The organism is Limnobaculum zhutongyuii, assembly GCF_004295645.1.
GTDB lineage: Bacteria > Pseudomonadota > Gammaproteobacteria > Enterobacterales > Enterobacteriaceae > Limnobaculum > Limnobaculum zhutongyuii.
This window is the reverse complement of record NZ_CP034752.1, coordinates 1,668,961-1,683,948: the sequence shown is the minus strand read 5'-3', so window position 1 is coordinate 1,683,948 and position 14,988 is coordinate 1,668,961. Positions and strand designations below refer to the sequence as shown.

The following is a 14,988-nucleotide window of genomic DNA, read 5'->3' as shown; positions in this document are numbered from 1 at the left end:
TGTTTCTCCTCCCTTATTTCTGTCTGGTAACGACCAGACAGTCATCCATTAATGTTCTCTCACCGCACCGTCAACCGTCTCAATATCGCCCTGCCTTCCGGCATAAAGTAGGTTCCAAAGCGTACCAGCCCTATCTCTTTTAAATGGCAGGTTAAGGTGTAGCTAAGAATCATATCTTTCCCTCCCGGTTCCAACGTCAGCTCAACGGCGTACAGGCGGGGTTCATACTTAAGTAAAGTATGCTGAATGGCACGCATCAGGCTGTGGGCAGATGACGGCAACTCCTGATAAATCAGGCTGAGATCCGGTAAACCATAGTCCGGCAGATACTTAATCGCTCCGGCCCGACTATTGAGGATGCGTTGAATATTATCCATTACGCTAAGAATGGTTTGAGTCTGTTCATTCACCTCATCAACGGCGATGCCCGATTTGAAATTCCCCATCAGGGATTCATACAGTGACGGCCCCATAGTGACTCCTTGTTATTTGACCGGAACTAAACCAATTTCCGCGTAGTTAGCCACCAGCAAACGTGGTTTATCCGCATCCAGATCGTTACGTTCAATCAGCACTCGCCAGCTGTTGTCATCCAGATTTGGGGTGCGAAATAAGGCGACTACGCCAACAAAGGAGGCCTCTTTGTTCATAGGAGAGTCCAGCGTAATAGCAGATGACGGATTCAGTACCACCTCATCCCGGGAGATAAAGTCAGCGCCTAACACCTTTTCATCATTTTCCAGTAGGTCCTGATAGCTGGCTTTTTCGAAGTTTTCTTTTTTGCCTAGCTGATAGGTACGGATCACCAGCGAAGCAGGAATGCCGCCGTCGCCGGGATTAAGCTGCGCTCTGGCAGCAAAATCCAGATGCAGCACTTTAATGTCTTTGATAAAAATCGCTTTGGCTACGCTCACCGTTCCATCCGTTGCGGTTTGCATCAGTCCGCACCCTGTTAACAGGCTACCAAGTAACATCATGCCGACAGCGAGCCCTGCTACTGACTTATTATTTTTTTGCGGTTTCATCGTCATTCCTCTATTGCTGTCCGGCGGCTAAACCCACATAGCGCCCCAGATTTACCGTTATTGCCTGATGTTGTTTATCTATCTGTTTCATGCCCAGCACTGCCGTGAGCCCTAAACGCACCCGGGACTCCCCCAACTGTGCTTTAGGTAATAACGAACGTTTCACTTTCATGTTCATACAGGCGTCAAAGCGATACCCCAGATAAGCACGCAATAGCGCCATTAAATCGGTATGAATGGACTCACCGGGCAATAACCCTTCAACCTGTTGAATATCGATGGGTGTAATGGTGACGTGAACCGCGCTATTGCTCTCTTTGAAGCGCCGGCCTAAAACCGCTGAACGCTGCAGGCTAATGGGTTCATCCCGCTGTAATCTGGCGGGCGACTCAAGATTGATCCACTGAGGATAAAACTCCCGCACCTCAACCTCAGCACCGGGCAACAGCAAATTCACCACACAGCGTAAGCCATCACCGGTACGAGTACGTTGGGTAATTAGCCCCATCAGTGCCAGAAAGCGCGACGGCGGTGCAGCTATCTGCTCGCTGGAGCCTTCAATCCCAAAACCTGCCAGTCCCAGTAAACACTGGGAGACCAAATCGGTACCACCGGAACGGAATCCTGCCGGATAGTAGTACTTTAGCCAGATGCGGTAATACTGGGTCATCACCCGGTGGTTGAAAATATCGAGAAACCCTTCCAGTGACTCATGCCCTTCCTGACGCTGCACAATGTCGTCCAGCCAGGCATAAGGCAGCACCGCATCGACACCATACAATCCCAGAAAAGTAGTACGCACCGTGGGGGGGCGCTCGGGGAATTCCCGGTCCCACTCCACCCGTTTCATTTCACTGGCGGGAAACCCCATTTCGGGTACTGGACGAAAGCGAACCGGATCGGTAGCCGGGGTTTCTGATTTGCCCAGCGGTGGTAAATCAGGATGTTGCTGTTCAATATACTGACAGAACTTATAAAAATTCATTCGCGGCACTTGCCGGAACAGTCCTTCCATCAAAGGGGAGAACGTACTGTCTTGCTGTCGGTCCATTTTAAACGTTTCCCTGTAGGTAAAAGCACTAAAGTCAAGCGAGTAAAGAGATTCAGGTCGGCATACAGAGCAAAGAACTGATGCAGCAGCTCACCAAACAGTGCCACATCGCCTTCACCGGAGAACTGATGAGTATTCAGCGTGATTTCAATCTCTACTCCGCGCTCCAGCATCCCCTTCGTCATGCGCTGTACCGGTTTGTGTTTTACATCCACAATCCCTTCCAGACGGCGACGATTAAGTTCATTATCCGTCCAGTCGTACAGTGCCAGCGTACCGCGCAGCACTTCGGCATTCATTAATGACAGATAATTAGGGGCCAGATGGGACAATACCCGCCAGTGAAAACGGTCGTTTACCGGTGGATAGCACGGTAAGGTTGGCGCACACAAATTGCGTACTGCCATTACGCCATTCTGGCTGTGGGTGATTTGATTAATCGACGCGTTACGCAATGCCTTGCGGGGCAACATCCCGTTGGTACCGGTAATGCGCAGGGAGAGCGTTTCATCATAAACTTCTTCAGCCCGTTCCCATACCTGCCCGCCCAGAATCAGCCAGGTATCATGCAGTCCGGAAGCACCGCGTCGTACTCGCGTATGGTAATAACGTTCCGGTGCATCATGGCGTAACATCCCACCGCGATGGCGGAAGCTGGTAAAGGGAACATAGCTGGCTCGTCCATTGCGGCTGATAGACTGAACTGCATCCACTGCGTAGATCTCAATATGTCCATCCTGCTGAAGCAGCGGGCGCAGTAGATATTCGCTGTCCAGTTGATTGACTCTGACCGGATCGGCTTCCATCGGGAACAGATTAATCACCGGTGAACAGTGCAGACGAATATTCTCTGCGTTAAAAGGCAGATCGTCAGCCCAGATCTCGTTCAGTACCAACTCCAGCTCAAAGGCATTGCAGTCTGCTGACATCTGCGCCAAATCCAGCCCTTGCAGATCAACAAACATAAACTTTTCGCGGAAGGTGAAATACTCCAACAGCAATTGGTAACCGCCGAAGGCGTTATCCGGTTTCAGCCATAACCGTTCATCGGGAGAAAAACCGGCTGGCGTGATGCGACCGTTAAACGGCTGTAAGGCACCATCCTGATAGCCGGGATAGCGGATCTTCATGGCACCAACCTGATACACCATGGCGCGATACAGGGCTGAAGCTACCGGGGTATCAGCATTGATATACAGGCGCAGCGTAGACAGATCCATCTGTTTTCTGTCCGCCATCTCACCAAAATCAAAGCGCATATGAATAACCGAGCGTCCGTCCTGATGGCTGCGAATTCCCGCCCGGGTAATTTTTATCGGCTGTATCTCAACTCGCTGGGTAGTTTGATATTTACAGCGGGTTCTCGATGGCCCCACGGGGGCGGTTTGCACCCCAAATCCTGGCTCGACCACCTCTTTACGCGCCAGTACGTTGTAATCCGGCAATAGCTCAACAATCGACAGTGAAGGAATAATCCGCAGATAGTGCGGCCACAGCAGGCTAACCACCCCTTCAGTAAGTTCAGGCAGGTCATCATCCAGCTTTTGACGCAGTCGCCCCATCAAAAAAGCAAAGCCTTCAAACAGTCGTTCTACGTAAGGGTCTCTGTCACCTACCCGATCGAGATTCAACAGGCCAGCCCTGTCCGGATGCACTTGTGCAAACTCTTTGCCTGCTTCACGCAGGTAACGCATTTCCGCTTCGTAATAGCGTTTAATCAAATCGTCCATTGGAGTTGCTGCCCTTAAAATGTCAATGCGCGAGCAGGATGCAGTACCGTTAGCTCACTGAGTAGTTGATCGGCTTCTTTATTTAGCGCTGTTTTGTCAGCATCTTTCAGTATGCTTTTTTGTTGAACCAGCTTTAACAGACGGGACTTAAGTTCAAACACCAGATCCGGCTCCCAGCCGGTTAAACGGTAGTTGTCACATTCCCGATTCAGCCCGTTCAACAGGCGAAAAGCCATATCCCGCTGCCCGTGCTGTTCCGCCAGACGAGCCAGCAACATGCGATGCAAATAGCGCTGGCGATCGGTCACCATATCCGGCAGGTTGTTCATCCAGTTAAATGCCGACTCCAGCCCATCGCGACCGGCAATTTCCATCGCCTGCTGTTCGATTTCGCTCCAGTTTCCGCCAACATCCACTGGGATTGGTGCCAACGCTTCGCCCTCATCCAGATGGCGAATGGAGGCTGACGACGCTATCCAGCTCAGCGTGTCATCATCGGCAAACGGCGTACCATCGCTATAGGTCAGTCGCTCTAATCCTTTTAGTCTGTCCAGCATCAGTGCGACATCCGTCAGGCAGATTTCCTGCCAGCCGTTATAAGGCGCACCGGCATTGAGCATGGCATCACAGGCATAGCGTTGCAGGTCGAGCCAAAAATGGTTTGCTGCTTCAGAGAATGCCCGTTCCACCTGCTCCAGCAGCTCAATCCAGCTTTGCTGAAGCCACAGGCGATTAAGATGCTGTTTCAGCTCGCTGCGGGGGGCGATTAAGCGAGTAGCATATTGGGCATCGTGAGGCGGTAAAGAAGTGACAGTGTCCCATCTGATACTGCGGATCAGACGAAACGCCGCCAGATAGCCATCCGGTTTTTCCCGCAAAAATGCGGAGATTTGACGGGTTTGGTCCAACACTTCTCGTAACGAACGCACTTCTTCATTTTTTACTTTCAAACCGTTGGATGAAATCGAATTAGACAACGGCGTTACCGGTGCAGAGGGCAATGGCTCCGGTTCCGGACTTTCCAGACGGATTTCGAACAGTCGAATCAAACCACGTAAATCTGGCTGCAGTTCTGCTTCCCACTGTTTGGTATAGCTGACCATCAGGGATAACGCAGAAATAGCCCGCTCCAAGTCCTGATGTTGAAAGCTGCTTTGCGCTTCTAATAAATCAATAAACTTGCTGCTGGCTAACCACTCAACGGATGACTTTTTGCTTTCGGCACGTTTGGGATACAGCGCAGCATCGTAACGCGCCACCAGACCAGCCATCAGCTCCAGACCGTCCGCCAGACCGCTAATACCGTCCAGACGCAGGCGTGCCCAGGCGTAATAAGAAGCAACCCGGATATCTTTGGTTCGCTTTTGCAGAAGCTTTTCACTGATTTCAATAATCAATGCCGCATCGATACCGGACAGCTTGGCGATCTCTTCTTTTATCAGTTGAAAGTCATCGTCATAGCTGGGGTCGATACCCGCGGGATTATCCCCTTCGATCGGTACCAGCCACGATTGCCAGTGCTGTTGAATCCGCTTTTTCACCCCTTCTTGCGGATCGCGACTTCCAAACAGGGCTTGCAGTAAATTAGTTAGCATCGTGTTCTATTCTCATCATCGGGACGACTTTTCGTTCTTCGCTGGTATCCGCCGGGCTTTCATCGGTCGCTGCTGCTTCAGCAACTGCTTCCGTTGATTCCGCCGCTTGATTAGTCTCTGCTACTTTATCTGCCGCAGCCTTTTTCTTACGGTATTTAGCAGGCATCACCGTGGAGGCATCTGCGGTAGAAACCGGTGTATGTTTGCGTGGACTGGAGGCTGGTTTGGTCGCCGGTTTAACCGGTTGAGTATCTCCGGAAGCATTTGGCATCATTGGCGTTCGGGACGTAACGAATACGTTAGCCGGTAAGGTGAAGCCTTTCAGACCCAATAACTCCACTGGCCCGCTGTTGCTCTGTACCCGCAGGATATAATTAAGATCGCTGCCGTCATCTGCCTTCCACACCACCCGATAGCGGGTGCTGTCCAGTTGAGTGATGTTGGCTTTCTCCAGCAGACGAACCCAGCCCCAGCTGCCTTTTGGACTATCAAATAGCCTTAGCCCGGTTTGCTCGGTGCTCCAGCTTAGCTGAGCGCCTGGCGTGTAAGCATCACCCGGCCAACTCAGGGTTTTCCAGCTTTCCATCTGGTTGAAATAACTCAGAGTGGCGCCATCCAACAGCAGCTCAGTCTTGGTAACCCCCGGACTTGGACGAGCCATCAACTCAAAGGTCATATCTGCATCACCGTTGGCATACAGCATACCGGAAAGACGGCTGAGCTGATTTAATGCCCCGATAAACTGCGGATTAAGGGTTAATCCCTGAGAATTCAACGCGTCGGCAACCCAAACGTCGCCCTGTTTATGCAGCATTCCTCCCAGTTGGGTGCTGACAAAGCGTTCAATCAGGCCGGTATCCGGACGCAGAAAACGCCCCAGTTCAGGCAGGGAAACATCATTGGCCGTGGCCTTAAACGGATAGCGACCGTTAAAGGCGCGGTACCACGGGTCAGCAATGCTTTCGCGCCAGGCGTTATTAAAGCTCATGGCTGCCGGTTCCAGTACCGCCTGCCATGCCTGCTCCAGCGGCTGGACGAACAGATTACTGCCAAAGCCAGCCCACTCTTCCCCATACTGGCGGCAATCAGGCTGCCATAATCACGGGTATCGGTTAAGTCGATGGCCTTACCTTCAAATACGGTTTTAGCCAGCGATTGAGTCATCGCCTGTGGATCCGGCGCGCTGGTAATTTGCTGCAACTTGAGACGCACCCGGGTAACACGGGTCAGATAGGTTTGCAGGCTAAGGTTGTCACCGCTCTCTTTGGTGGTGGCCTGCACAATACGCAATAGCGGCGCAAAAGTGCCGTCCAGCGGGCCGACTGGCGTATCGTCATCCATCGGAATGGCATCCAACCGTTTGGCCTTGCTGCCGAACACTTCCTGGGCTGATTTCACCAGAGTTTCTGTCAATGCCCGCCCTTTTTGCGCAGTTTGCCCCTGATATTTGACGGTATTCATCAGGGCAATCAGCGGTGACTGACGGGCATCCGCCAGCAGCGTCAGTTGGTCAATGACATCGGACATGGATTCAGCCCTTGTCCAACTGATGCTGTTCAGGAAGTTAAGCCAGGCGGCACTGTAGTCAGTAAAGTAACGCTCGCTCAGTCGCTGTTTTAGGACTTCCGGCGAAATATCGTTGGCCTGCTGTTTACCGCCGTCGGTCAACACCCAGTCAATCTCTTCACGACGGTTTTTCACCGCCTTATCAATCTCTTTCTCCACCATGCCTTCCCAGGCATCGCGGGTAAACATGCCCGGCACTTCTTCTTCGGTGGTAAACAGCGTGCGGCTATCCATGCCGTTGAGCACTTGATTCAACGACATATTTCCGTAGTTTTGCCCTACGCGACGCAGGATCCCCTGATAAATAGAGGTTTCAGCATTTTGCATCCCGATATGGTTCATCAATACCTGACGGGCATCGCTGACCAGCATTCGGTCGGGTTTAATCGCCCATTCAGGATGACGGGAGAGATTGTTGGCATAGAACTGCATCAGCTCCGGGCCGACGCTTTGCCATACGCCATCAGAGACGGTAGCAGGTGCGCGTTTGTTATTTTCAATCAGAATATTCCCTAACAGTGGCGCATCAACCCGATCGGGACGGGACAGCATCAGATAGGCTTTCAGGCGATCGTAACCGGCTTTGGCTAACTCCGCGCGTTCCGGACTGTTGGGGGGCATTTGCACCAGTTCAGTTAGTTTGCCATACAGGTTATCCACGATTGGCTGCTGAATATTTTGTTGGTTGGCGGTGTGATAATACGGCCACAGCACCGTCAGCAGCTTATTGTTAGTGCTTAAACCAAAACCCAGATACCACGGACTACCGTGTTCAGCGCGATATTGCAGTTGGGAAATCTGCTGTTTAAACGCCTGCTGGTGGGTTAAACGTTCGGTCATGCTAACGTTAAAATCAGTGCTCTGTTTTGCCAGATTTTCCGCCGATGAAATCAGCCCCCGGTTACCAATGTAAGAGACAATACAGCCCAGGCCAAACAGCAGCACAATACCTAATACCGTTGCCACCGCGCTGTTTACCCACTGAATACCAACTCCACGCCCTTTGGCTTTGCGGCTGTCATCGGTGACCACCTGCCATGCTGGGGTGGCAAGAAAAGTATGATCTGCCAGAGTATCCGGTCGGGTAGCTTTCGAGGTAAACAGCAAACCACGCAGTTGGTTCCCCCCTGAGCGGCAACAAACGACGGTAACCAGCCACGCAGACGAGGAATATCCCGCTGTTCCAAATCCTGAGCCAGCTGTAACAGAAAAGCGTGACGATGGTTAATCATCACCTGTTCCATACCAATGTCAGTGGTTTGTTTTACCAGTGCGGACAGCAGTTTAGTCAGGGTATCCGGCTGCGGTTTGGCGGGGAACAGTGTGCCCACCTGAAGCTCTTCCCGCTCATCCTGCGTCCACTCCATGGTACGAAGATCCAGCAGATATAGCGGAGCCGCCCAACGTAACAGCTTATTACGGCTGTACATACGCCACAGTGCGGTATCCTGAAACGCTTTCTGCTTTTTGTTCGGCTCATAGTGACTGGCAGAAACCACCCATACCTGAGCATCGATCGGCCTGCGCCAGCGCAGTTTTTTCAGCTGCTTTAACCACTTTTCATCCGGAGGCGTTTGAGATGAACCACCCCAAATCAATAAGGCATCGTTGCTGGTTTGCCAGCCCTGAGTGGTTAACCCCGGCGCCACCTGCTCCACGTCTGTGGCTTCACCGGTGACTAACAGCCAGCGTAACTTGCGGCGCCAGGAGAACAGACCGTAACGGTAACGGAGGTGGGTGCGCATGGCTTCCAGCCCTTGAACCACTTTACGGTCAACCTCTGGTTTCGGCTCTTCCGGATTAAGCTGTTTGTCTTTGGCTTTCAGGCTGGCATAAACATTGTTCAAACTGGTGGCAATCATGGGAGCCATCAGAAAGCCAAAAATAACCACCATCGACAATAGCCAGATCAGCCCTTTCTGACCCCAGGTTTCCCATCCCATCTGGTCGCCCCAAAAATAGAGCGCCACACAAAGACCTATTCCCGCAATCAGGGCCATTCCCAGTAAACCCCATGTTTTCGGCTTATTGCTCATGCTTTATCCTTTTGCTTTTTATCTTCCAGGGGGTAGATCAGGTTGAAGGCAATTTGGTTATCAATATGGGAAGCGGCTAACTGCGCTTCACCGGTTTGTTTTAAGGCGGAAACCGCCAATGATAAGGCTAACCAGCCGTTCAATTTGCCGGGTAATCCTTGATACAGGTCGATATAGTGGGAACCGCTCTTCTCTTTTGACTGGCCTAAATCCAGATTGAGCTCAGACAAATAACCCACAACATCTGATTCTGGTTTATTATCAAACCCCGTCAGCCACAGATGATGAGCCTCTCTCATTTCCAATTGGATCTCATGCATTTGCTGAAGATCGTCTGACACCGTTTTTTCATCGGTCATCATTGGTCGTAACAGTTGGGCAACCGGTGTTAACGTCAGGGTTTTCGCCAGTTGTTCATCAACCAATAACAGCGAACTGACAAACTCCGATGCCATAAATGCCATATTGCTATAGATATCTTCCAGCTGCAGGATGAGCAGAAGCTTTACCTCATGGTCAGGATTGTCGATCCACTGTTCAATCGCTGAGAAATCGAACGTTTTTCTCACTGAAAGATCGGTGACGTGAGGTAGATTTAGTTGCTGCCAGGCAGCATAGAAGTCTTCTTTAATCGGATTAAAGATGTTATTGCTGGTTAAAATCTCTACTTTAATCCGCTGAGTTTCCGGCAGTGCTGACAGGGTGGCAAACTGAGAAAATAACATCTCAGAAATAGCCTGCTGCTGTCGGTTGCCTAATTGGTCGTCCTGAATAAATTCCAATGGAACTGCCTGTCTGGCATTTACCGGCATATCAGATGATTGAACTAAAAAGCTTTTGGCGCTCTTCCCTTCCGGCAACATTAAGTGGCTACTTAATATCACTAAATGCCGACTGGCCCAGTTGTTCCACCTTAAATCAATCAGCTGTTTTTCTTTTTCCCATGATTCAAACCGGTCAACTTCCAGACCGTGACTGAACATTCGCCAGCTAAATACCAACGCCCAGATAATCACTTCGGCAGTAAGCACTGCCAGATAAGAGATAATCTCATCGGTTGTTGATTGTTGAGGTTTAAATAAAAAAATCAGTAAGGCTGAAACAGCCAAAACGATAAGCAGAACGATAAACCATCTTTTTAATTTTGGTGGTTTCAGACTTTTTTCTGATGTAATAGCGGGTTTAGGCCAGGACATAGTGATTGATTACCCTATCAAAACTTCAGGCAGGCTGGTTATCAATGTGCAACCACAGGCACAACGACAGCCATCAACCGCTACCTGCTTGCCGTCTGATATCCAGTCGGAAGAACCTTCAATAATCGGATTAACACCATGCCCGCTTTTCGGGCAATCGACTAAATCACCAATAAGCGCGACTTTTTTGCCATCCATCACCATGGTGGAGGTTGCGGTAATGACATTGCCACCGTGGGTGGTGCGATCGCCTAAACGAATAATGCCTTTTGACATGTTGGGATCCTGTTTATATTAATTTATTAAAGATTTTGAATGTGTTTGGTTGACTCTGGTGTTTGAGATCAGAGGCTGGGTTTTGGTTTTATGGCTAATTAAATAAGTGGGTGGTTTTTGTTTTTAAATATTGGGATAATTTAAGCTTTAGCTTTTATATAGATTTAAGTCCGATAATTTCTTAATATTTCACCATCTTCTGTCATTAACAACCAACGATCGGCATTAAGCAACAATCGTTCCTGAATATCTTTAGGATAATCATCCAGCGTGGTGTTTTTAGGTTTTGGTTTACCGGGTAAACCTGCATTAACAATATCTTCCGGCCATTGAGGTTGCCAGCACAATAGCTGTGAAATCCAATAACCTAAACCAAAAGCTGTATTTCACTTTCAGCTCCAACACTGGATTGTAAGGCTGTTGCCGCCGCGCCTGCTACTCCCGTAATAACTAAACCAACCGTTGCTAACTTCCCTGAGTTTATTAAAGCGGAATTAAGTATAAAATCTTTTTCATCATTAACCACCTCTAAGTCAGATATTGTTCCTGAGAAAACGACAAAAGAAATTTTTGTAGTTGAGTCATAATTGTCTTTTCTTCAGTTAAGACCGTTTATTCAGTTTAATAATTAATGGGTATTAATTGATATAGTCATTCAACTAACCCTATTAATTATTCTTTCAGTTTTGAGGATTCAGGAACTTCTGGTGCCTCTCTGTAATGGAATACACAAGGTGCAACTAATAATTGTCTATATTGTTTCGTATCAGGCACATAATAAAATTCACCATATTCTCTACAGTCCTTAAGAAATTGACTATTCTCATGATTCATATTTAACAATTCAGGCTTTTCATACCCAAAACATGTAAATATCTTTTCAGCCAAAACACTAAAAGGTGCTAGTTTTGATATTAATCGATATACAATTAACATTATTAATAAAAAACAAAAAATGAGAAGTAATGTAGTAAAAGCAAATACTTTTATTTTCTCCATGAAATCCCCTTGAATATTAAGACTTACATATATAGGTAGAATTATACAAGGAAATGTTAGTATTAATGAAAACCAAAAAGATGTAGTAAGCTTTGATTTTTTATAAGCTAGACTACCTTGTTCACAATAGAAAGGCATCCACAATCTATGATCAATAGTTCTACGGACTGCATGTGCATAATAGCTACCATCTTCTTTAGGTTCTGCGACAATATCAACTTCTTCGTTATTATCAAAAAACACTCGAGAAAAACAACCGGTAACCAGTTTATCTCCTACCTTACAACGAAAAAGTTGTACTTCGCTCTCAGCTCCAACACTGGATTGTAAGGCCGTTGCCGCCGCACCTGCTACCCCCGCTATAGCTAATCCTACAGCAGCGGCTTTACCTGTATTTTTTAATTCAGACTCTAAAATAAAATCTCTTTCATCATTCACTACTTGTAGGTCAGAAATAATCCCAGAAAAAAACACAAATGGCTTATCATCTTCTAATTTATTCAATTTATTATCTCCATGCTCCAAAAAATACGTCCATCATATTAGGTGGTATTCTAGGTGGAACTTGCAGATATGCATCCGGATCTAACTCCATCTCAAATTCTACATTTAACACCTTACTTAAAGCCATTTTAAATTGTTTTTCTTGCTCTTTTAAATTTCCAGAAAAATAATCACCTTCTTTTCTTATACCAAATGCACAACGCTCCATCCACAGTTCAAGTTCATCATCTTCAGCTAAATATATGATTATCGTTATTGCCAATATAATAACCGATATATATATACCAGCTCCCATAGCAATAGACCTAAAAAGAAGCACCCTAGAAGCAACGCTTATTGCCTCTTGTCCAAATTTTCTTGTGATAAGATATTTTGAAAAACTTCTTTCTATAAAGTACTCCATAAAACTAGTTGAGTACGTGAGTGCTGTTAATATTCCTGCACCTGATGAGCCAAAATTCATGACGGCCCTAATAAAGTACATCCCAGCCATGCCATAATGGTTATTATCTATATTAATAATAATTGATTTGGCATCTATACATGCATTAAGTATCCCCGCCCCAGAACTTATTACTGCCCCACCAATTTTTAACGCCTTAAAAGTATTCGATGACTCAGTTGCAACTAATTTCGATAGCTGAGCAAATGTCTCCGTAGAAGCGCCAATCGTCGCTAAAATAGCGATAGTAACCTTCTCTTTCAGCTTTTCATTATTAGGCTCTCCATCCAACGCCTTCATAACATTGGTTAAATTCCAAACTTCCAGTATTGCCACCAGGAAAGCTAATCGAACATCAACAATTGCATTACGAGCTGGTATTGAGGCATCTGGATTTCTTACCGCAACACCAGACTTAGGTGTACTCTTTGCGCTTATTTCCTCTATCTCAGAAACAGCACTTTTTATATTTGCGTAATGTGTTTCATTTTTAGCATTAACAGTGGTATTTATACCCTTTAACTTATCAATATAAAACTTCACACCATAAAACTGTGAAGAAAATATATTACCTACAATTGATCGGCTGGTCGGTTCAGAGACAAATGAGGCTATATGAATAAAATTCGTCAACAATACGCCTCCGGCTTTAGTTACTGGACCATAGCTTGTGAATAAGAACCTGAAGCCAAAATTGATAAGTAATCGGTCAGAAAAATATTTCAGCCCTGCATCGGGCTTGTAAATTCCTTTAACATCACTGGCATTTGTAGCAATTCTTAATTGAGTATTCACATAAGATTGAGATTTTTTATATAAATCAGCAAGCTTACTCCATTTCACCTGCGCTAAAATAGTGGTGACATCATCTTCCGTTAATTCATTCGGATATTCATCCTCTTTTTTATTTCGTTCACTAAAGATAGTATCAATTTCACCTACCATATCCGACTGATTGAATGCTAATGCTCTTCTTAAATAGTTCTTCTGTGTGTTTTCACTTACATTATCCAACCATTCATCAATCAAAGATAATCCTGATTTAGTTGCGCCTATGCCATCAACAATATCAGAAACCACTTCTCTGAACTCTACAGCATCTACTAAATTAGCAGACAGGTCTTCAGTATCATAATCTTCTAAAATAACATTTAATAAATTATCGCGAATTAGCTTAACTAATTCAGTACATCTTTTTTCACTGAGCTCTTTAACTCTATTTTGTAATTTTTGATATTCTTGATTAAAACTTTCGTATGAACCTGTCTTATCTAGTTTTTTCTGATATTTAGCCCATCTGTCCATTGATACATATTCTGGCTTATCATATCCGTTAGCTCTTTTATGTTTAATATGCATATTAACAGTATTAATATGAGCCTCTAATTGTGCATCATAAGTAGCATCCGGCGAGTAATCGGTTATTTCATCCAATATTTCAAAGTGCTGAAGATCAACGGGTTCCGCCTTCCATAAATCACGCAAATTAGTTCTATTTATTAATCGTTTTCTTCTTTCAGGATTGGTTTCCTGTTCTGCTCTAGCCCGTTCCTGAATAGAATTATAATTTTCTATTAACGGTTTTATTCCACCAATTAAACTCCATGCACTAAAATAATACTCTAACTCTCTGGTATATCTGATTAGTTTACTGGGAACTTCATTGAATGCGGAATTAATTTCTCTGCAAGAACCAATGGGATCTTCTAACGCAATAATTAACGGGTTACATTTACCAACGGCTGATCCCATCATCAATGATTCAGTTTCATTAGCCTTACCTTTTCTATTTTTAATAAAAAAATCATTCGATGTTTGTATTTCGACTTTATTATCAATGAAAGAGAAATCATTTTTTTTACCTTTCGTTATATTGAAATGCTTATCTCTTGCTTTAATAAAATCCCAAGAATTTTTAATATTAAAAATTTCTGAATAAGGTACAGGTAAACCATAATCAATATCAGGAAAACTCCCATAATCAAAATCCGGGCAATAATCCAACACCGAATTCAAACTCTCTTCCGTCGCCTTAGCAATATCATCTTTATTCGATGGAACCTGCCATTCCGAAGCTTTAATTTCCTTCATCCGCAACCCAGGGTCGGCTGCATATTTCTTTAATGTATTTTCAGACCACTTATGTTCACTGTAAGCAATCCATATCTGACCACACTTTTCCGGCTCACTAATACAGAAAAACTCTGTTCTGGTTGCCTGATGTCCGGGGGTACTGCAATCAGACTTATCTTTTAACTTCGCTGCCTTAGCACTGGCCTGCTTCCATAATGTTCCATCTTTAGCAATGCTAAAAACACGCCATCTTTCGCTTTCTTCAAGCGCCGACAGATAAACATAGATAAACCCCTGCCTTACTACTCTCAAAGCATAATGATATTGCTCAGGATCTAATTCAGCCTTAAATCCCTTACTTTTTGCCCAACTTTGATCGGCCCAGGCAGGCAACTTTTGCGCTACTGTCTTTGGCACTACTGCATATCTGACCGGTAAAATTGCTAATCCTTTAGTCTGGCAATCGCATATAAAATCTTTGCTTTGACTCATTTT

13 protein-coding genes are annotated in these 14,988 nt (G+C 46.1%); all 13 read right to left on the bottom strand.

Going from position 1 to position 14,988, the window contains the following annotated elements; all coding sequences use genetic code 11:
- Positions 1–59: 59 nt before the first annotated feature.
- A complete protein-coding gene (gene tssE / locus EKN56_RS07345) occupies positions 60–473 on the bottom strand; it encodes a type VI secretion system baseplate subunit TssE (protein ID WP_130591179.1) in 414 nt (137 codons plus the stop codon).
- Positions 474–485: 12 nt separating this feature from the next.
- A complete protein-coding gene (gene tssJ / locus EKN56_RS07340; RefSeq protein ID WP_130591178.1) occupies positions 486–1,025 on the bottom strand; it encodes a type VI secretion system lipoprotein TssJ in 540 nt (179 codons plus the stop codon).
- Between the two features lie 10 nt (positions 1,026–1,035).
- Positions 1,036–2,076, bottom strand: coding sequence for a type VI secretion system baseplate subunit TssG (gene tssG, locus EKN56_RS07335; RefSeq protein WP_130591177.1), 1,041 nt, complete (start codon positions 2,074–2,076; stop codon positions 1,036–1,038).
- A complete protein-coding gene (gene tssF, locus EKN56_RS07330; RefSeq protein WP_130591176.1) occupies positions 2,040–3,806 on the bottom strand; it encodes a type VI secretion system baseplate subunit TssF in 1,767 nt (588 codons plus the stop codon). The genes tssG and tssF overlap by 37 nt, the downstream gene beginning before the upstream one ends.
- Before the next feature lie 14 nt (positions 3,807–3,820).
- Positions 3,821–5,401, bottom strand: a complete 1,581-nt coding sequence (gene tssA, locus EKN56_RS07325; RefSeq protein WP_130591175.1) for a type VI secretion system protein TssA — start codon at positions 5,399–5,401, stop codon at positions 3,821–3,823.
- Entirely contained in the window at positions 5,391–6,389 is a 999-nt protein-coding gene (locus EKN56_RS07320; RefSeq protein ID WP_246019995.1) for a type VI secretion IcmF C-terminal domain-containing protein, read from the bottom strand. The genes tssA and EKN56_RS07320 overlap by 11 nt, the downstream gene beginning before the upstream one ends.
- A complete protein-coding gene (locus EKN56_RS07315) occupies positions 6,386–7,807 on the bottom strand; it encodes an ImcF-related family protein (protein WP_246020062.1) in 1,422 nt (473 codons plus the stop codon). The genes EKN56_RS07320 and EKN56_RS07315 overlap by 4 nt, the downstream gene beginning before the upstream one ends.
- Positions 7,808–7,941: 134 nt before the next feature.
- Complete coding sequence (locus EKN56_RS21160; RefSeq protein WP_246019993.1) at positions 7,942–9,003, bottom strand: hypothetical protein; 1,062 nt, start codon at positions 9,001–9,003, stop codon at positions 7,942–7,944.
- Positions 9,000–10,199, bottom strand: coding sequence for a hypothetical protein (locus tag EKN56_RS07310; RefSeq protein ID WP_130591172.1), 1,200 nt, complete (start codon positions 10,197–10,199; stop codon positions 9,000–9,002). Before EKN56_RS07310 ends, EKN56_RS21160 begins: the two co-directional genes overlap by 4 nt.
- 9 nt (positions 10,200–10,208) lie before the next feature.
- Entirely contained in the window at positions 10,209–10,475 is a 267-nt protein-coding gene (locus EKN56_RS07305) for a PAAR domain-containing protein (RefSeq protein ID WP_130591171.1), read from the bottom strand.
- Between the two features lie 164 nt (positions 10,476–10,639).
- Positions 10,640–10,822 carry a hypothetical protein gene (locus tag EKN56_RS07300; protein WP_130591170.1) on the bottom strand — a complete coding sequence of 61 codons (183 nt, stop codon included), beginning with the start codon at positions 10,820–10,822 and terminating at the stop codon, positions 10,640–10,642.
- A 325-nt stretch (positions 10,823–11,147) separates the two neighbouring features.
- Complete coding sequence (locus tag EKN56_RS07295; RefSeq protein ID WP_130591169.1) at positions 11,148–11,978, bottom strand: putative type VI secretion system effector; 831 nt, start codon at positions 11,976–11,978, stop codon at positions 11,148–11,150.
- 4 nt (positions 11,979–11,982) lie between these two features.
- Entirely contained in the window at positions 11,983–14,985 is a 3,003-nt protein-coding gene (locus EKN56_RS07290) for a T6SS effector BTH_I2691 family protein (RefSeq protein ID WP_130591168.1), read from the bottom strand.
- Positions 14,986–14,988: the final 3 nt, after the last annotated feature.